The following is a 19,041-nucleotide window of genomic DNA, read 5'->3' as shown; positions in this document are numbered from 1 at the left end:
GCGCTCCTTCTGCGTGGATGACGGAGACGTTGGGCACCAGCCTCATCCGTGTCGTTCCTTCCATTCGCCCAGCGCCCGATAGGCAAGGCGAAGATCACTTTCCACCGTGCTGAGGCTGACGCCCAGTTCGGCGGCCACGTCGCGCTGTGCCACACCGTCGATCCGGTGGCGGCGAAAGGCTTTCGATGCGCGCGGGCCTAGCCGGTCCAGCACGCCCATGACCTCGGCCGCTTCCTGCGCGGCGGCAAGGCGGCGTTCGGGCGAGGGCTCGGGCGCTACGCCGGTGGAGGCGTCGGTATGGGTGTCGCTCCAGTCACGTTCGCGCTTTTCGGCCTGGCGCTGTGATCGGTAGCGGTCGATCATCAGGCTGTCCGCAGCGCGCATCAGATAGGAAAGCGGGGCGGCGACCGGGCCGGACTTGCTGGCGGCGATGCGCAGCCAGACTTCGTGCAGCAGATCCTCCGCCGCGTCGCCCGCGCCGCGCGAGCGCAAGAAACGCAGCAGCACATCGCGGTGCGCGAGGAATGCCGCTTCAAGGCCGGCACCGGGAGAGGGCGAAGTCACGGGGATCTGGTCGGTTCTTGTAGTCGCGCGCTTCAGATAGACGTTCGCGAGGATTAGGGGAAGAAGGCGCGACACGCCAAAAGGGCGGCTCCTTGCGGAACCGCCCTTTGTTGTGGGTTTGCGTCGTGGGTTGGGAGAGCGTGGGTTACTCGCGGCCCCTGCCGAAGGCGACGATCTGCAGCAGGCCGCCGGCCATCGCCACGTTCTTGAAGAAGTGGATGAACTGGTTCTGGTCCGCAAAGTTGTTGTGGAAGAGCAGCGCGGTAACCAGGCTGAACACGGCCAGCACGGCGGCGACGGTGCGCAGGCGATAGCCGGAGATCAGGACCAGGCCGCCAACCACTTCGATCAGGACCGCACCAGCGAGGGCAACGATGGGGAAGGGCAGGCCGACCGAGCCGATATAGGCCATCGTCGCGGCAGGCGCGGCCAGCTTGGACAGGCCGGAGAGGATGAAGATCGCGGCGATCAGCACGCGGCCGATCAGCGGCAGGGTGCGGACGATGCGGGTTTCGGTGTCGTTGACGGCAGTGTTTGCGATGGTGTTCATGGCGGTATTCCCTACTTTTTCGGTTGCGGGGCGCCGCTGTTTCCTCTTGCCGGCGTCCTTCGATGAGCAAGGAATGCCTCGAAATTCCGTTTCAGAAAATCAGGATAAGATTGATCGATTTGTTCTGAAATCTAGAATAGCCCATTAGCCGGCATGCGGCGCGGCGGCGGCGGGATGGCGCACGCAGGCCAGCGTTGCGACCAGCACCACGACCCCGGCCAGCGCCAGCGGCGCGGAAAGGCCGTGGTGCAGCACCATCACCGCTCCCACGGCGGCGCCTGCAAAGATCGCGAAGATCGCGCTCAGACGGCGGAGCAGGTTCGGCCCGGTGCCGCCGGCCATGCGCGAATCGGCGGCAATGCCGGTGATGGTGAGCGTCAGCACGGTGGTGGTGAGGTCCGGCACTTTTAGCTGACGGATGGTGGCGTTGCGAAAGCCCATGGCCACGGCGGTCAGCGCGATAATCGCATAGAGCGCGGGCTTGGGGGACAGTGTGGCGGGGTCGTATTCCAGCGCCACCCATGCCGCGATCCACAGCAGGCTCGCCTCGATCAGGGCGGCCCAGGTCAGCCAGTGGCGCAGGGGGCGCGGGGACAGGGCCTTGCCGGTGCGCCCGGCAATCAGCGCGCCGCCGATGAAGGCGCCCAGCGCCACCAGATAGGGCGCCACCATGAAACCCGGGGTGCCGGCGGCGGCGAAGCCCAGGAAGACGATGTTGCCGGTCATGTTGGCGGTGAAGACCTTGCCCAGGCCCAGCACACTGACCGCATCGACCAGACCGGTGGTGGAAGAAAGCAGCAGGAGCAGGCCCGGCAGCGGACTGGAAGGAAGTTTGGAAACGGGGGTGTCCACGGGAGGTCTCCTAGAACCGGAAGTTGGTTTCGAGGCCGAGCATGTGGATCGTTTTCGCAGATCCGGTCTCGCGAATGAAGGCGCCCGGCGCGAAGGCGGATAGCGAGGCGGACAGTTCGAGTTCCGCCGTCGCCTGCCAGGCGATGGTGGCTTCGGCTTCCTTGCCGACGAACTTCGCGCGGCTGTCTCCGGCGTCGCGGATCAGGTTGCCGGGGATGTCGTAGATCCCGTCCTCCCGCGAATAGCGCCAGTAGGCCATCGCCGCGAGGCTGGCCGAGATGTCCGGCGCCAGTTGCAGGCCGAGCGAGGAATAGGCGTTGACGATGTTGTAGGGGCCGACCGGAGAGAGTTCGCCAAAATACTTGCCCTTGGGGAACATCGCATTGAACGTGCCGAGGCGGTTGTCGTCCCGCTTGCCATCGCCGCTGACGACGTTGACGCGCATGGTCAGGTCCGGTGCGAGCGGCGCGGCCGGGAAGGCGCGGCCGAGTTCGGTGCCCAGCGTCCAGGCCGAGATCGGGCCATTTGCGAAGCGGCCGAACTGGTAGACGCCCTCGACATTCCAGTGCCAGTCATCCCGCGTGCCGTGCCAGCGCGCGCCGAGGCTGTGGCGGGTTTCGGTGCCCTCGCGGGTGGCCCAGTGCGCGGCATCGTTGCGATAGCCGAGGTAGTAGAGGTCGAGATCGGGCAGCGTGGCATAGGCGCCCCAGAGCGACTTGTCGGGCGAAGTGCGGTCGTTGAAGTCGCCCTTGCGTGCCTGCACGGGCCTTACCGCCAGCAGGCTGACTTTGGCCGCGCCCAGCTTTACGTCCGCGCGCACGCCATCGAAGGCGAGCGGCACGTTGGGGCCATAGCGCGTGCCGATCAGCCGCTCGGTGCCGAGCGAGAGCATCTGCCGCCCGCCGCGCAGGGTCACGGGGCCAAGGTCGGCCTCGGCAAAGCCCTGCAGCAGGTCGACACCGCTTCCGTCCACCGGGCCCGGTGAGGGGGCGACGCCGATCGAGGTGGAGGCGATGGGCTGCACGAAGGCGCGCAGCTTGCCGACGTGGAGGTCTGCATAAGGCAGGGCGCGGAGCCAGACATAGCTGTCGTCCGGCGCTTCGGCACTGCCCCAGAGGTTGTTCTCAAGGTTCTCGTTACGCGCGCGCAGTTCGATGCCGGTGGAGAGCCAGACGTCATCGCTGATGGGCACGTACTTGAACGGCCCGGTCCAGTGGTGGCCGCGCTTTTCGGCGTCGGCAAGATCGGACCAGTCTTCGTCGTAGCGGGTGATGGAGAGCGTGGGGGCTTGCCAGGCTTCGGTGGGTTCGGCGTGGGCTAAGCCGGGCGCGCAGGTCATGGTCATGACGGTTGCCGCATAAATCGGCGCGAGGCGCTTCATCGAACGGCTCCTGAATTGATCGGATGAAGTCCCCCTCCGCGCGTCCAGATCCTGTCGAAGAGCGCTGGCGCGGTGCTGTGGTCCTTCGACAGGCTCAGGACGAGCGGAGGGAGGGGAAGGCTTGGGGGATAGAGCGAGAGCAAAGCCCTCGTTTCAGGCACGGCTCTTGGCCCGATGGGCAAGCATGGCCACCAGAATGAAGCCGCCGACGAGGCCCATGTGCTCGAAGAAGGCATTGGTGGCGCCAAAACGCTCGGGGCCGGCGGGCATGGTCCAGAAGGCATTGGCGACAAGCGCGGCGAAGAACGTGAACACGCCGAGCATTCCCGCGCCCAGCCAGACCAGACGGCCCGAGAGGATCAAGAGCGGGCCGATCAGTTCCACCGCGATGGTCAGCGCGGCCCAGAGCGCGGGCGGGGTCAGGCCGAAGTGGGCTTGCTCGGCCACCGCGCTGGGCCAGTCGGTCAGCTTGGTGAGCCCGCCGACGAGGTAGGCGCCCACCAGCAGGAGGCGGGCGAGGAACCCCGTCGGTGCGAAGTCCAGCACCGATGCGACGAATTTGGGAGTGCCGGTGCCGGACATGGCTCAGTTGCCCTCGCCCGAATGGATTTCGGCGATGTAGCCGCCAGGGAAGCGGACGATGGCGCTCTGGCGCTTGCCGGTGCTGTAAGGCGCAACCAGCGTTTCCACGCCCGCGGTCGAAGCCTTGGCAAGCGTCGCCGTAAGGTCGCTGACCGCATAGCCGGTCATGTCGCGGCCATAGGGCCAGGGCAGTTGGCCGTCCGAGACATAGACCACCATCTTGCCGTAGCCGCTGGTGATCTCAACGCGGCGGATGGTCTTGCCGGGCTCGCCGATCTCGGCGCCATTGGCGGCCTTGTCGTCGGCGGTGATCCTGGCGTGGGCGAAACCGGTCCAGCTCTTGATGAAGCTGTCGGCGGCATCGGCGGTCAGGTAGATGCGGTTTTCCGGGACGGTTTCGAGCGGGGTGTAGCTCGGCTTGGCGGTGTGCCAGTAGAGCTGCATGTTCACGCCGCCCGGCCACTGGATCACGGAATCCCGGCCGATCGGATCGGGGAAGGTTTCCAGACGGCGCACCGCGCCATGGCTGACCGCAGACTTCACGGCGGCGTCGAGGTCGCTGACCAGATAGCCGGTGCGCTCATCGCCGAAGGCATACGGGATCGGCGTCTTGAAGCCGAAGACCGACACGGTGCCGGCGGGGGTCAGCACAAGTTGCGACTTGGTGAGGCTCTTGGTCGGCGTCACCTGGAATTCGCCCTGCTTGCTGGTGGTGCCGCCGAAGGTGGCGACGAAGCTGGCAACGAAGGTGTCGAACTGGTCTTGCGGCACGTAGACGTGGGTGGTGTCGTACTGGGCACCGACCGAGTAGTCCGTAGCGGCCTTCTCGGCGGCGAAAGCAGGCGTGAAGGCAGGGCTCGCGACCAGCATGGCGGTCGCGATGATCAGGGTGAAGCGTTTCATGTCAGTGGCTCCGATGGAGGGAGGGCAGTGCCGCTCGGTCGTTGGTGCAAGACCCGTCTAGGCAGTGACCGAGGATCTATCGATCCGAATAATATCGACTAATACGTTCGAAATTATGGAATAGTATCGGCACGGCCCCTCCTCGCCCGGAGGGGCCGTGCTGGATCAGACGGCCCAGCAGCCGCAGCCGAGCGAGCCCCAGAAGGTCTGGACATCGGCGGCGGGAACATTGGCGCCCAGCGCGGCGGCATGGTCATGGCCGTGGACGCCGCAGCTGCTGGCGCAGCCGCAGGCAGAGGCGAGCTTCTGCTTGGCTTCGGGCGTCTGGTAGTAGCCGCCGAACGTGGCGACCGGCGACCAGTCCGGCATCGGGCGCGGCAGCTGCGGCGCGAGCGGGCGATAATCGCCCTCGCCATGCACCACCTTGCCGCCCAGCAGCGTCAGGATCGAACGGATGTGGACGATCTCATTGTCGGGCACGCTGAAGTAGTCGTCGGAGAGCAGCGCGAGGTCGGCCAGTTGGCCTGCCTTGATCTGGCCCTTCTTGCCCACTTCGTTCGAGAACCAGGTGTTCTCGTGCGTCCACATGCGCAGCGCCTTCTCGCGGCTGACGCGGTTGTCGCCGCGATAGAGCGAGAGGCCGCCCACGGTGCGCCCGGTGACGAGCCACGAGAGCGAGACCCACGGGTTGTAGCTGGCGACGCGGGTAGCGTCGGTGCCGCCGCCCACGGGGATACCGGCGGCCAGCATCCGGGCGATCGGCGGCGTGCGTTCGGCGGCCTTGGCGCCGTAGCGCTCGACGAAGTATTCGCCCTGATAGGCCATGCGGTGCTGCACCGCGATGCCGCCGCCAAGCGCGGCGATGCGGTCGATATTGCGGTCCGAAATGGTCTCGGCATGGTCGAAGAACCAGTTGATGCCTTCGAGCGGAATGTCGCGGTTGACCTTCTCATAGACGTCGAGCGCGCGGCCGATCGTCTCGTCATAGGTCGCGTGAAGGCGCCAGGGCCAGCGGTGCTCGGCAAGCAGGCGGATGACGGGTTCCAGATCGCCTTCCATGCTGGGCGGCATGTCGGGGCGTTCGACGCGGAAATCCTCGAAGTCGGCAGCGGAATAGACCAGCATCTCGCCCGCGCCGTTGTGGCGGTAGGTGTCGTCGCCCTGTCCGGGGCTGACCTGCTTCACCCAGCCCGAGAAGTCCGCCAGCTCCTCCTTCGGCTTCTGCGTGAAGAGGTTGTAGCTGATGCGCACGGTAAGCTGGTCATCGGCGTGGAGCTTTTCGATGATGTCGTAATCGTCGGGATAGTTCTGGAAACCGCCGCCGGCGTCGATCACGCCGGTCACGCCCAGCGCGTTCACTTCGCGCATGAAGTGGCGGGTGGAGTTGAGCTGGTACTCGGGTGGAAGCTTGGGGCCCTTGGCGAGCGTGGAATAGAGGATCGTCGCGTTGGGCTGGGCGAGCAGCAGGCCGGTGGGGTTGCCGGCGGCATCGCGCACGATCTCACCGCCCGGCGGGTTCGGCGTGTCCTTGGTGTAACCGACGACGCGCAGCGCGGCGGCGTTCAGTAGGGCGCGATCGTAGAGGTGCAGGATGAAGACCGGCGTATCGGGGGCGACGGCATTGAGTTCCTGAATCGTCGGCAGACGCTTTTCGGCGAACTGGTGCTCGGTAAAGCCGCCGACGACGCGGACCCATTGCGGAGCGGGGGTGTTGTCGACCTGCTTCTTCAGCATCGCCATCGCTTCGGACAGGCTGGTCACGCCGTCCCAGCGCAGTTCCATGTTGAAGTTGAGCCCGCCTCGGATGATGTGCATGTGGCTGTCGATCAGGCCGGGGATCAGGCGGCGACCCTTGGCGTCGATCACGGCGGCGCCGGGTGCGGCGGCTTCCCGCGCTTCCTGCTCGCTGCCCACGGTCAGGAACTTGCCGTCACGGATGACCACGGCTTCGGCCTGCGGGTTCTCGCGGTCGAGCGTGGTGACCTTGGCGTTGATGATGATCGTGTCGGTCATGGGGGCTTCCTTGGATCGGGCAGTCTGGCTGGTAAGCAGGGATGGCAGGAGCGACGATGCGGCCGCTCCCAGGAATGTATGGCGGCGGGTGATCACGCCTTGGCCTCGGGGGCCGCGTCACCGGGAGACTTGTCGCCCGGCAGGCGGCCGAGCACGTGTTTGCGGCAGTCGGTCTGGACGAAGTGGACCACTTCCTCGCCAGCGATCAGCCGCTTGGCGAGGGGGACGACCTGTTCGCCCAGCAGGATACCGAGCAGGCCGATGAGGGCGATCACCGGGGGCGCGGGCGAACGAACCCCCAGTAATCCATAGATCACGCCGACAAGCAGGCCGGCGCCGAGTGAGAGGAGGTAGATCTTCATGGCCGGGCTCCTTGTTCCTTTGGGGGACTTCAGTCGCGGGCGAAGGATAGCAGGTCGGCGTTCAGCCGGTCCTGGTGCGTCTTGGGGAAGCCGTGCGGGGCGTCCTGATAGGTGATCAGCGTGGCGTTCGGCAGGATCTGCGCGGCGCGCTTGCCGGTGGTTTCGTAGGGAACCACTTCGTCTCCGGTGCCGTGGATGACCAGCGCGGGGATGGTGATCCGGGTCATCTCCTCGCGGAAGTCGGAGGCCCAGAACTGTTCGATGCAGGCATAGAGGGCGTTGATGTCGGCGGCCATGCCCTGCTGCCAGAACGCCATGCGCCAGCCTTCGCTCTTCGGCGCGCCGCCGCCACGGTGCATGCCGAAGAAGACATCGGGGAAATCGAGGAAGAACTGCGAACGGTTATCGATCAGCGCCTTGCGCACGCGGTCCGCCACATCGGCCGGGACGCCATCGGCATTGCCGTTCACCGCGCCCATCAGCGGGGTGACCGCACCCAGCAGCACCATCTTTGCGACGCGGCCGGTGCCGTCTGCCGCGCCGTGGCGGGTGACGTAACGGGTGATCTCTCCGCCGCCGGTGGAATGGCCGACCAGTATCGCGTCCTTGAGGTCCAGCTGTTCGATCACCGCGGCCAGATCGTCGGCGTAAGTGTCCATATGGTTGCCGGCGGCGCTGGCGTCGGACCGGCCGTGGCCGCGACGGTCATGCGCGATGACGCGGAAGCCGTTGTTTGCAAGGAACTGCATCGTGCCGTCCCACGCATCCGAATTGAGCGGCCAGCCGTGAGAGAACACGATCGGGCGGCCCTGGCCGAAATCACGATAGAAGATCCGGGTGCCGTCGGTGGTGGTGACGTAAGCCATGCTGCTGATCCTTATAGGAAAACGCGGCACGATAACGCCGCGGAGGCGTTTCGCGAAATGCGGATTTCAACGATGGGAGAAGGGGGACCGGCAGCCCGGCGGGGGGATAGGGGGGCTGCCGGTCCCGAGGTGTTCAGTGCCCGCCTTCGGAGGCTCCGAACATCGTCTTGGCGTACTTGATGCCAAGACCATATGCGCCGCCCACTTCGGCCGCGATGCCGGTGGTGCTGTCGTAGGTTTCGGTCCGCGCCCAGTCGCGCTGCAGTTCGAGCAGGTACTGGAGCGAGGTCATCGGTACGGCGCCGAGCTGGATCATGCGTTCCACGGCACGCTCATGCGCTTCGGTAGAGATGTCGCCGCTGGCATCGGTGATCACATAGGCTTCGAAGCCCTGGTCGATGGCCGAGGCAACCGGGCCGACGATGCAGACCGAGGTCCAGAGGCCGGCGAAGACGATGCGCGGCTTGCCGATGCGGTTGACCTCTTCGATGACGGCTTCGTCTTCCCAGGTGTTCATGCTGGTGCGGTCCAGCAGCTTTTGGCCGGGGAAGGGCGCGGTCACTTCGCTGAACATCGGGCCGGAGAAGCTCTTTTCTGCCACCGTCGTCAGGATCGTGGGCACCTTGAACGAAGCGGCGGCGCGGCTGACGAGTGCAGCATTGTTGCGCAGCAATTCAGGTGCGATCGACTTGGTGGCGAAGGCCATCTGCGATTGGAAGTCGATCAAAACCAGAGCGTGATTATCAGGCGAAAGCAGCGAGTTGCCAGGCTTGGCGGTGGCGGTGATCGTCATCGGGAAGCTCCATTTTGTTAGGCAGCGCTTGCTGCGGTGACTGGAAGCTATGCGGATTCGCTGTTTTCAAAAATCCTGATAAATCAGTTTCGAACGTTCGATGAAGTTGAAAAGATTGCTGGACTGGCAGGATGATGCGCAAGAGATTGAGCAATGGGGCTAGGTGCCGGCCCTAGCGCGCGTCCCCGCCCCGGTCTTGTACGGAAAGGACATATCCGGGCGGCCGGCAAAGGCATTGCGGCGCGGCATGGTCAAACATCGCTGATCCTTCGGCACAGTCCCTGCGCCGGCAATGCAATTGCCGGCGCTTTCCATCTGATTCGCTACCGATTTCTTGATCTCGCAGTCACGTTGCAGTCGTGAGGCGATTCGTGATGGACGGCACGTTTACTGTATGAGTCGTGCCGTCCGGTTCCGCTTAGAGCGTTTTCTAATCAGGTGGGACCACCGGATGACTTGGAAAACGCGTTCAACCAATAATTTAGTGCGGTTTCATTTTGCGCGGATGCTGCACCGGCTTCACACGTCCGGAAGGTCCAGTCCCGGGGTGTCCAACTCACATTGCGCCACGAACCGGTCGATCAGCCAGGCGGCGGCGGGGCCGGGGGGCGCATCCCGGCGCCAGATGCCGGCAAAGCGATAGGTGCCGCCCGTGTGGTCGGGCATCTGCAAGTGCACCAGCGTGCCCGAGACAAGGTCCGCCTCCACCATCGGCAGCGGCATGTTGCCCCAGCCGATGCCCTGCCGCAGCAGGGCGTGCTTGGCGCCAAGGTCGGCAAGGCGCCAGGTGCGCGCGCTGACGACGGAGAAATCGCGCCCTTCCGTGAAGCGCGAACGGTCGGACAATACCAGCTGTGTGTAGTTGCGCCCGGATCCGGGCGGGATCGTGGTCATGCGGCCCAGCGCATGATCCGGGGCTGCCACCGGTATGAGTGCCACGGTGCCGGTGGCGACGCTGTCCAGTCCATCGACACCGGCGAACAGCGGCCCGGAGATGCCGATCACCGCACGGCCATCCAGTACCATCGCGGTGATCGCGCCCAGCGCTTCGACATGAAGGCGAAGCTGCACGGTGGGAAATTCCGTCTGGAAGGCGCGCAGCACCACGCCCAGCCGGTCGGCCGGAAACATGACGTCCACCGCCAGATCGACCTCCGCCTCCAGGCCGTCCAGCAGGCCTTTCACTTTGGCGCGCAACCCGTCGATTCCCTCCGCCACGCCGCGCGCTTCGGCCAGCACGGCGCGGCCGGCGACGGTCAGCTGCGGCTTGCGCGTGCCTTCGCGGTCGAACAGCATCAACCCCAGTTGCGCCTCAAGGTTGGAAATCCCATAACTGATCACGGAGACCGCGCGGTTCAGCTTGCGCGCCGCGCCCGCGAAACTGCCGGTGTCGACCACGGCAAGGAAAATGCGAAGCTGGTCGAAGGTAGGCGTACCCGGATTGCTCACTTATCAACTCCATCGAACAATTGGGTCGATTTTATCCATCTGATCAGGAAAGATGGCAAGGGCTATATGGGTCTTCGACGAGGCGGACACCGGACTTCACCGGCACCACCGCCAAGACAGGAGATTTAGGACCATGATCGAACTTCGCCCCTTCGACAGCCTCGGCGGTGCCAACCACGGCTGGCTCGACGCCAAGCATCACTTCTCGTTCGCCGGTTACCACGATCCGGCCCGCGTCCACTGGGGCAACCTGCGCGTCTGGAATGACGACATTATCGCCCCGAAGACCGGCTTCCCCCCGCACCCGCACCGCGACATGGAAATCATCACTTATGTCCGTGAAGGCGCGATCACCCACCAGGACAACCTGGGCAACAAGGGCCGCACCGAGGCCGGCGACGTTCAGGTGATGAGCGCGGGCACCGGGATCCAGCATTCGGAATACAACATGGAAGACGTGGAAACGCGCATCTTCCAGATCTGGATCATCCCCACCCGCAATGGCGAACAGCCGAGCTGGGGTTCGCGTCCCTTCCCTAAGGGTGAGCGTTCGGGCCAGTTCGTGACGCTGGCTTCGGGTTACGAGAACGACAATGACGCGCTGCCGATCCGCACCGACGCCAAGGTCGTGGCGGCCACGCTGAAGGCTGGCGAGACTGCCGAGTACCCGCTGGGCAAGGACCGCAAGGCCTACCTCGTTCCGGCAACCGGCGCGGTGCAGATCGACGACGTTCGCGTCAACGCCCGTGACGGCGCCGCGATCAGCGATCTGGACGTGCTGCGGGTGACCGCGATCGAGGACAGCGAAATCGTCCTCGTCGACGCCGCCTGATTATATAAAAGCCTGATAACAAAGGGGCGGGTGCCCACCGGTGCCCGCCCTTATTTTCCTCGGCCCCGTCTTCTTTTTGGAGAGCCATCCATGACTGTGCAATCTTCCGATGTCGAAGGCGTAGACCTCGTCATCCTCCCCTCGGTCCGCGATCTTGGCGATGGCTTCAAGGTCCGCCGCGCGTTGCCCGTCGCGCAGCGCCGCATGGTCGGCCCTTTCATCTTCTTCGACCAGATGGGCGAGGCGGTGTTCAAGTCGGGCGAAGGGCTCGACGTTCGTCCGCACCCGCACATCGGTCTTTCCACGCTCACCTATCTGATCGAGGGCGAGATCCTGCACCGGGATTCGCTGGGTTCGGTCCAGCCGATCCTGCCGGGTGAGGTCAACTGGATGACCGCCGGCAGCGGCATCGTCCATTCCGAACGCACTTCGCCCGAAAACCGCGCCAAGGGCGGCAAGCTGTTCGGCCTGCAGACCTGGGTTGCGCTGCCGAAGGAGTCCGAGGAAATCGACGCCTCCTTCGCACATCACAAGGCGGATGAGATGCCCGTCAGCGAAGATGCCGGCACCCGCTTCACGCTGATCGCCGGTTCGTCGGACGGCATGACTTCGCCGCTGAAGACTTATTCGGACATGATCTATGCCGACATCGTGATGCTGGACGGCGCTCGCTATCAGCTCAAGGCTGAGCATGTCGAACGGGCGATCTACGTCGTCAGCGGCGCGGTGGAAGTCGTGGGGCAGAGCGGCACGTTCGGCGAGGCCGAACTGGTGGTCTTCCAGCCCGGCGCCGAACTGGTGCTGCGCGCCAAGGCGCCGACGCGCCTGATGCTGCTGGGCGGTGAGCCGCTGCCTGAAGAGCGCCATATCTTCTGGAACTTCGTGTCCTCTTCGAAGGATCGTCTTGAGCAGGCGAAGGACGACTGGAAGGCCCAGCGCTTCCCCGCCGTGCCGAACGAGCCCGACTTCATTCCGCTTCCTGCCTGAGAGTCCCAGTCATGACGCAAGCTACCGCCACCATCGGCCAGACCCCCTGGCGCACCGAAATCGTGGTCAATGGCCACGCCATCACGGCCGACGAGCCGCCCGCGCTGGGTGGCCAGTCGGCAGGTCCGGCACCCTACGACCTGCTGCTCGCCAGCCTTGGCGCCTGCACCGCGATCACGCTCAAGATGTATGCCGCGCGCAAGGGTTGGGAGTTCGGAGACTTGACCGTCGACCTCGCGCTCAATGGCGGGAAGGGCGATCTGCATATTGCCCGCACGCTGACCATCACCGGACTGGATGACGAGCAGAGGAGCCGTCTTGCCGACATCGCCGAGCGGACGCCGGTGACGCTGACGTTGAAGAACGGCCTGCCGATCGAGACGCGGTTGGCGTGAGCGGGCGGGCCTGACCGGCAAACCAGCCGTTCGCATCTAACCACTCGTCATCCCCGCCCTTCGGCTGGCCGGCAGGCAGGCCGCTCAGGGTGAACTGCCCGTAGGGCAGGCGGGGATCCGCTTCCTTCCTGCTACCTCGCGCCTTCCCGCGAGGTGGCAAAGGAAAGCGGGGCCCCCGCCTGCGCGGGGGCGACGGCAAGGTTGGGGCGGTAGTCCGTGGCGGGATATACCCCGATCCCGCTCAGCCTGAGCTTGTCGAAGGCCCCTGAGGCTGGGTGCAAGGTTCCCATCCTTCGACAGGCTCAGGATGAGCGGGGTGTGATGAACAACCGCGCGCTCTCAGCCGCCGTCCCCGCATAAAAACCGCTTGGAACCGGACGGCAATTCGCACAGGGTCCGCCAAAAGCCGCGCCTGTTCGGGGGATGCGCGGCGCCAAGGAGCACAAGACGGGTCCCATGCATATCGCTTCATCCCAGCCGGGTGAGAGTGCCAAGCCGCAGCGCTGGTACGGCCATCTCTATTTCCAGGTCCTCGTCGCCATCGCGCTGGGCGTATTGATCGGCCATTTCCGTCCCGATGCGGGAGAGGCGCTGAAGCCGCTGGGCGATGCCTTCATCAAGCTGGTGAAGATGGTGATCGCGCCGGTCATCTTCCTGACCATCACCACCGGTATCGCCGCGATGCGCGATCTGAAGTCGGTGGGGCGCGTGGCCGCAAAGGCCTTTGCCTACTTCCTGTTCTTCTCCAGTCTGGCGCTTGTCGTTGGTTTGATCGTCGCGAATGTGGTGCGGCCCGGGCATGGGCTCAACATCGATCCCTCGACGCTCGACGCCTCCAAGGTCGCGCTCTATTCGGAGAAAGCGCACGAAACCTCGATCACCGGTTTCCTGATGGCGATGATCCCCGAGACGTTCCTGTCTTCGATGACCGAGGGGAACATCCTGCAGGTCCTCGTCGTCGCGATCCTGTTCGGCGTATCGCTGGCCATGCTGGGGGACCGCGGCGCGCCGGCACTCTCGCTGCTGGAAACGATCTCGCTGGTCTTCTTCAAGCTGGTGTCGATCGTGATGAAAGCGGCACCGATCGGCGCATTCGGGGCGATGGCCTTCACCATCGGCAAGTACGGCGTAGAAAGCCTCGCCAACCTCGCCGGGCTGGTGGCGACGTTCTACCTGACCTCCGCCTTGTTCGTCTTCGTGGTGCTGGGCACCGTCGCGCGCTTGTGCGGGTTCTCGATCTTTTCGCTGGTCGCTTATCTCAAGACCGAACTGCTGCTGGTGCTGGGCACCTCGTCCTCCGAAAGCGCGCTGCCGCTGCTGATGGAAAAGCTGGAGCGTGCCGGCTGCCCGCGCCCCGTTGTCGGCCTTGTCGTGCCCACCGGCTACAGCTTCAATCTGGACGGCACCAATATCTACATGACCCTGGCCGCGCTGTTCATCGCGCAGGCGTGTAACGTCCACCTCTCGTTGGGGGAGGAACTGCTGCTGCTGGGCGTCGCCATGCTCTCGTCCAAGGGCGCTGCGGGGGTGACCGGCGCGGGCTTCATCACGCTGGCGGCCACGCTCTCCATCGTGCCTTCGGTGCCGGTGGCGGGCATGGCGCTGATCCTGGGCGTGGACCGCTTCATGTCCGAATGCCGCAGCCTGACGAACTTCATCGGCAATGCCGTGGCAACGGTGGTCGTCTCGCGATGGGAAAAGGCCATCGATATGGAACAGTTCCGGGCGGTGATCGGCAATCGCGGCGATGCGCAAGGTGCTGGCGTGCAGTCCGCGCAACTGGCGGCTTCTGAATAGGCTTTGATGCATTAATTGCATTTGCGGCGGGGTCTTCGGCGGCGTGACAGGGCATCGCGGGCGGTCTATCCACCACTCGCGAGCTCGTGCCGATCCCCCCGTGGGCCACTCGCCGCTGCCTTTCTCGGCAGGGCAGCCCATGTCGGCCGGGCATCTCGAAGTCTGAAGAAAGGTCGTCGATGTCTCCCACCCGTCACGCCGCTGCCCGCGCGCTGCTCTCCGATCCGCTGACCAACAAGGGCACGGCCTTCACGGAGGAAGAGCGCGACCGCTTCGGCCTGCACGGGCTGCTGCCGCCCCACGTGGGCACGCTGGACAGCCAGATCGAGCGCCGCCGCAACGCGCTGGAAGACAAGGAAAGCGATTTCCAGCGCTATGCCTTTCTGCGCGAACTTCAGGACTCCAACGAAGTGCTGTTCCACGCGCTGGTGCAGAGCGACCTGCCGCGCATGCTGCCGCTGGTCTACACGCCGACCGTGGGTGAGGGCTGCGAGCGTTTCAGCGAGATCTACCGCCGCCCGCGCGGCCTGTTCCTCAGCTATCCCAACCGCAACCGCATTGCCGATATCCTTGCCGATCCCGCCTATGACCGAGTGAAGGTGATCGTCGTCAGCGATGGTGAGCGTATCCTCGGCCTTGGCGATCAGGGCGCGGGCGGCATGGGCATCCCCATCGGCAAGCTGGCGCTCTACACCGCCTGCGCCGGCATCCATCCGGCCGAAGTGTTGCCGATCCTGCTCGACCTTGGCACCGACAACCACGCCCGCCGCGAAGACCCGCTCTACATCGGCTACCGTGCGCCCCGCGTGCGCGGCAAGGACTACGACGATTTCGTCGAGGCTTTCGTCTCCGCCGTGAACGACCGGTTCCCCGGCGTGCTGCTGCAGTGGGAGGATTTCGCCGGCAAGAACGCCTACGACCTGCTCGTGCGCTACCGCGACCGCCTGCTGAGCTTCAACGACGACATTCAGGGCACCGCCGCCACCGCCGTGGGCACGCTGCTTTCCGCCATTCGCAAGACCGGCGTGCCGATTACCGAGCAGCGCGTCGTGCTGTTCGGCGCGGGCGCGGCGGGCAGTGGCGTGGCCGAAATGCTGGTGCAGGCCATGCAGCTTGAAGGCCTGAGCGAAGCCGATGCCCGCGCGAAAATCTGGGCGGTCGACCGCGACGGCCTGATCCTCTCCGACGTTCCGCGTATGCCGCCGCAGCAGGTGAAATTGGCGCACGATCCCGCCGATATCGCCGGCTGGAATCTCTCCGGCGCGAACCTCATCACCTTGCACGACACGATCGCCAACGTGAAGCCCACCGTGCTGATCGGCACTTCCGGCCAGAAGGCGGCCTTCGATGAGCGCGCGATCCGCACCATGGCGGAGCATGTCGAGCGGCCGGTCGTTTTCCCGCTCTCCAACCCGATCTCGCGCGCGGAAGCCCATCCGGCGGACGTGCTGGAATGGACCGACAACAAGGCTATCGTTGGCACCGGCAGTCCCTTCGGCATCGCCGGCGTGACGCAGGTGAACAACGTCTACGTCTTCCCCGGCATCGGCCTTGGCGCGCTGGCGAGCGGCGCGACTACGGTGAGCGACGGCATGTTCATGGCGGCCGCGCGCCGTCTGGGTGAACTGCATGACGGCGACGAAGGCCTGCTGCCGCCCGTCACCGCGCTGCGCGAAGTGGCGCTGGAAATTGCCGTCGCCGTCGTCGAACAGGCCGTGGCGGAAGGCCTCGCCACTGCCGAGCCGGAAGCGCTCACCCGTGAAAGCATCGCGGCGAGCATGTGGAAGGCGGAGTACGCCTGACATGGCCGAGGCGGCGAACATGGTTCGGGTCGGCCTGATCGGCTACGGCTATGCCGGGGCGACCTTCCACGCGCCGCTGATATCGGCGGTGCCGGGGCTTTCGCTCGATGCTTTCGTGTCGAGCAACCCGGCGCCGATTGCCGAACGCTACCCACAGGCCACGGTCCACGCAGAGGCCGATGCGCTGCTGCGCGATCCGGCCATCGATCTGGTAGTCATCGCCACGCCCAACCACTCGCATTTTCCGCTGGCCGAAGCGGCGATGCGCGCGGGCAAGCATGTCGTCGTCGACAAGCCCTTCACGCTGGACCTTGCCGAAGCGCGCGCCTTGATCGCACTTTCGCAGGAGTCCGGGCGCAACCTGACGGTGTTCCACAACCGCCGTTGGGACAGCGACTTCGCCACCGTGCGGCGGGCCATCGACGATGGTCTGGTGGGCGATCCCGTCCACCTTGAAACCCACTTCGATCGCTTCCGCCCGCATGTTCGCGACCGCTGGCGGGAGAACGCCGGGCCGGGGTCGGGCGTGTGGTTCGATCTGGGCCCGCACCTTACCGATCATGCGCTGCTGCTGATGGGCCTGCCGGACCGGGTGACGGCCTCGCTCGCCCTCCAGCGCGAAGGTGCGCGTAGCGACGACTGGGCGCATGTCTTGCTCGATTTCGGCGGCAAGCGAGCGATCCTCCATGCCTCGATGCTGGTATCCGGCGGCGTGCCGCGTTTCATCGTTCACGGCACTGGCGGCAGCGCGGTCAAGCAGGGCATGGATGTGCAGGAGAGCCAGCTTGTGGCCGGCATGGCGCCCGGCGCAGAGGGCTGGGGCGAGGACTTCGATCCGCTCGTGCTGCACACGGCCGAAAACGCCCCGCGCAGCATTCCCGCCGAGCGCGGCGACCAGCGCGAGTTCTATCGGCTCGTGGGCGAAGCGGCACAGGGCAGGGCGGCGAACCCGGTCCCGCCGATCCAGTCGCTGGCCGTAATGGCGGTGATTGAGGCCGCGCAGCAATCGGCTGCTGAAGGGCGCTCTGTGGAGCTGTCGTTGACCGAGGCAGAGCGGCGCGCCTGGGCTGAAAGTCGGTAACGGCTTACGTCCCGAATACGTGCCAGGATAACCTCCGAACACCTAAACTCGTCGCCCCCGCGCAGGCGGGGGCCCCGCTTTACTTTGAGCCACAACGAGAGGCCGGAAGAACAAGCGGGGTTCCCGCCTGCGCGGGGACGACGAGGTGACAGGGTCAGGCTAGGATCAGAGGATCCCCGGCAGATCCAGACCCTTCTCCCGCGCACAATCCAGCGCGATCTCGTACCCGGCATCGGCGTGACGCATCACGCCCGTCGCCGGGTCGTTCCACAGCACGCGCTCCAGACGCTTGGCTGCCGCTTCGGTGCCGTCGGCGACGATCACCATGCCCGAATGCTGCGAATAGCCCATGCCGACGCCGCCGCCATGGTGCAGCGAAACCCAGGTCGCACCGGAGGCAGTGTTGAGCAGGGCGTTGAGCAGTGGCCAGTCCGAAACCGCGTCCGAACCATCGCGCATGGCCTCGGTCTCGCGGTTCGGCGAGGCGACGGAGCCGCTGTCGAGGTGGTCGCGGCCGATGACGACCGGGGCCTTGAGTTCGCCCTTCGCCACCATCTCGTTGAAGGCGAGGCCAAGGCGGTGGCGGTCGCCCAGACCGACCCAGCAGATGCGCGCGGGCAGGCCCTGGAACTGGATCTTCTCACGCGCCATGTCGAGCCAGTTGTGCAGGTGCGCGTGGTCGGGCAGCAGTTCCTTTACCTTGGCGTCGGTCTTGTAGATATCCTCGGGATCGCCGGAGAGCGCGGCCCAGCGGAACGGCCCCACGCCGCGGCAGAACAGCGGGCGGATATAGGCGGGCACGAAGCCGGGGAAGTCGAACGCGTTTTCTACGCCTTCGTTCTTGGCCATCTGGCGGATGTTGTTGCCGTAATCGGTGGTGGGCACGCCTGCCGCTTGGAAGTCCAGCATGGCCTGCACGTGGACCGCCATGGATGCCTTGGCGGCCTTGGCGACCGCTTCGGGCTCACGCTCGCGCTTTTCGATCCATTCGGCAACGGTCCAGCCGGCGGGGAGGTAGCCGTTGACGGGATCGTGGGCGGAGGTCTGGTCGGTCAGCAGGTCGGGACGAATGCCGCGCGCGAACATTTCGGGCAGCAGTTCCGCCGCGTTGCCGAGGAGGCCGACGGAGACCGGCTTCTTCTCGGCATTGGCCTTTTCGATGATCGCCATGGCTTCTTCGATCGTGCTGGCGGCAACGTCGAGATAACCCGTACGCAGGCGCATTTCGATGCGGCTGGGCTGGCATTCGATGGCAAGGCAGGAAGCGCCGGCCATCACGGCGGCCAGCGGCTGCGCGCCGCCCATGCCGCCAAGGCCGGCGGTCAGCAGCCACTTGCCCGAAAGGTCGCCGCCATAGTGCTGGCGGCCCATCTCAACGAAAGTCTCGTAAGTGCCCTGAACGATGCCCTGCGTGCCGATGTAGATCCACGAACCGGCGGTCATCTGGCCGTACATGGCAAGGCCGCGCTTATCGAGTTCGTTGAAGTGTTCCCAGTTCGCCCATTCCGGCACGAGGTTGGAATTGGCGATCAGCACGCGCGGCGCATCGGCGTGGGTGCGGAACACGCCGACCGGCTTGCCGGACTGGACCAGCAACGTCTCGTCATCGTTCAGGCGGCGCAGGGCCTCGACGATCTTGTCGTAGCTTTCCCAGTCGCGCGCGGCACGGCCGATGCCGCCGTAGACCACCAGTTCCTCAGGCCGTTCGGCCACGTCGGGGTGAAGGTTGTTCATCAGCATGCGCAGCGGCGCTTCGGTGAGCCAGCTTTTCGCGCTGAGTTCGGTGCCGGTCGCAGGCTTGATGACGCGGCTGTTGTCGAGGCGGGTCATTG

General features: G+C 65.5%; 18 protein-coding genes. 6 read left to right on the top strand and 12 right to left on the bottom strand.

From position 1 onward, the window contains the following. Positions 1-42 precede the first annotated feature (42 nt). The 11 genes from ACZ1JC_RS21425 to ACZ1JC_RS21375 form a co-directional block, all read right to left on the bottom strand. Entirely contained in the window at positions 43-639 is a 597-nt protein-coding gene (locus tag ACZ1JC_RS21425; protein ID WP_465138243.1) for an RNA polymerase sigma factor, read from the bottom strand. Between the two features lie 70 nt (positions 640-709). After that, positions 710-1,114, bottom strand: coding sequence for a DoxX family protein (locus ACZ1JC_RS21420; protein ID WP_465138244.1), 405 nt, complete (start codon positions 1,112-1,114; stop codon positions 710-712). A 144-nt stretch (positions 1,115-1,258) separates the two neighbouring features. Further along, complete coding sequence (locus tag ACZ1JC_RS21415; protein ID WP_465138245.1) at positions 1,259-1,966, bottom strand: YoaK family protein; 708 nt, start codon at positions 1,964-1,966, stop codon at positions 1,259-1,261. Between the two features lie 10 nt (positions 1,967-1,976). Next, positions 1,977-3,311, bottom strand: a complete 1,335-nt coding sequence (locus tag ACZ1JC_RS21410; RefSeq protein WP_465138522.1) for an alginate export family protein — start codon at positions 3,309-3,311, stop codon at positions 1,977-1,979. 189 nt (positions 3,312-3,500) lie between these two features. Further along, positions 3,501-3,929, bottom strand: a complete 429-nt coding sequence (locus ACZ1JC_RS21405; protein ID WP_465138246.1) for a DoxX family protein — start codon at positions 3,927-3,929, stop codon at positions 3,501-3,503. Positions 3,930-3,932: 3 nt separating this feature from the next. Continuing rightward, positions 3,933-4,832, bottom strand: coding sequence for a glyoxalase (locus ACZ1JC_RS21400; protein ID WP_465138247.1), 900 nt, complete (start codon positions 4,830-4,832; stop codon positions 3,933-3,935). A 165-nt stretch (positions 4,833-4,997) separates the two neighbouring features. Continuing rightward, on the bottom strand, positions 4,998-6,845 hold the full coding sequence (locus ACZ1JC_RS21395; protein WP_465138248.1) for an amidohydrolase: 1,848 nt from the start codon (positions 6,843-6,845) through the stop codon (positions 4,998-5,000). A gap of 92 nt (positions 6,846-6,937) precedes the next feature. Further along, on the bottom strand, positions 6,938-7,207 hold the full coding sequence (locus ACZ1JC_RS21390) for a DUF1427 family protein (RefSeq protein ID WP_465138249.1): 270 nt from the start codon (positions 7,205-7,207) through the stop codon (positions 6,938-6,940). A gap of 29 nt (positions 7,208-7,236) precedes the next feature. Continuing rightward, positions 7,237-8,073 (bottom strand): alpha/beta fold hydrolase, encoded by an 837-nt coding sequence (locus tag ACZ1JC_RS21385; protein WP_465138250.1) that lies wholly within the window; start codon positions 8,071-8,073, stop codon positions 7,237-7,239. Between the two features lie 133 nt (positions 8,074-8,206). Further along, the gene (locus ACZ1JC_RS21380) at positions 8,207-8,866 is read right to left on the bottom strand and encodes a hydrolase (RefSeq protein WP_465138251.1); all 660 of its coding nucleotides are present in this window, start codon (positions 8,864-8,866) and stop codon (positions 8,207-8,209) included. Between the two features lie 519 nt (positions 8,867-9,385). After that, positions 9,386-10,315 (bottom strand): LysR family transcriptional regulator, encoded by a 930-nt coding sequence (locus tag ACZ1JC_RS21375; RefSeq protein WP_465138252.1) that lies wholly within the window; start codon positions 10,313-10,315, stop codon positions 9,386-9,388. Positions 10,316-10,448: 133 nt separating this feature from the next. Here ACZ1JC_RS21375 and ACZ1JC_RS21370 point away from each other — a divergent pair, with 133 nt between their 5' ends. The 6 genes from ACZ1JC_RS21370 (at position 10,449) to ACZ1JC_RS21345 (ending at position 17,209) form a co-directional block, all read left to right on the top strand. Continuing rightward, positions 10,449-11,147: a pirin family protein gene (locus ACZ1JC_RS21370; protein ID WP_465138253.1), complete on the top strand. Its 699-nt coding sequence runs from the start codon at positions 10,449-10,451 to the stop codon at positions 11,145-11,147. A gap of 90 nt (positions 11,148-11,237) precedes the next feature. Beyond that, positions 11,238-12,134: a pirin family protein gene (locus ACZ1JC_RS21365; protein ID WP_465138254.1), complete on the top strand. Its 897-nt coding sequence runs from the start codon at positions 11,238-11,240 to the stop codon at positions 12,132-12,134. Between the two features lie 11 nt (positions 12,135-12,145). Beyond that, a complete protein-coding gene (locus ACZ1JC_RS21360; RefSeq protein WP_465138255.1) occupies positions 12,146-12,529 on the top strand; it encodes an OsmC family protein in 384 nt (127 codons plus the stop codon). A gap of 456 nt (positions 12,530-12,985) precedes the next feature. Continuing rightward, the gene (locus ACZ1JC_RS21355) at positions 12,986-14,326 is read left to right on the top strand and encodes a dicarboxylate/amino acid:cation symporter (RefSeq protein WP_465138256.1); all 1,341 of its coding nucleotides are present in this window, start codon (positions 12,986-12,988) and stop codon (positions 14,324-14,326) included. A gap of 179 nt (positions 14,327-14,505) precedes the next feature. Then, a complete protein-coding gene (locus ACZ1JC_RS21350) occupies positions 14,506-16,128 on the top strand; it encodes an NAD-dependent malic enzyme (RefSeq protein WP_465138257.1) in 1,623 nt (540 codons plus the stop codon). Between the two features lies 1 nt (position 16,129). After that, positions 16,130-17,209, top strand: a complete 1,080-nt coding sequence (locus ACZ1JC_RS21345; RefSeq protein WP_465138258.1) for an oxidoreductase — start codon at positions 16,130-16,132, stop codon at positions 17,207-17,209. 165 nt (positions 17,210-17,374) lie between these two features. On the opposite strand, the gene hutU is transcribed toward ACZ1JC_RS21345, so the two are convergent. After that, positions 17,375-19,039 (bottom strand): urocanate hydratase, encoded by a 1,665-nt coding sequence (gene hutU / locus ACZ1JC_RS21340; protein ID WP_465138259.1) that lies wholly within the window; start codon positions 19,037-19,039, stop codon positions 17,375-17,377. Between the last annotated feature and the right edge of the window lie 2 nt (positions 19,040-19,041).

It is taken from the genome of Sphingomonas sp. BL-S-28 (assembly GCF_055521515.1).
The sequence above is the reverse complement of the archived record's forward strand: the minus strand, read 5'-3'. Positions and strand labels throughout refer to the sequence as shown.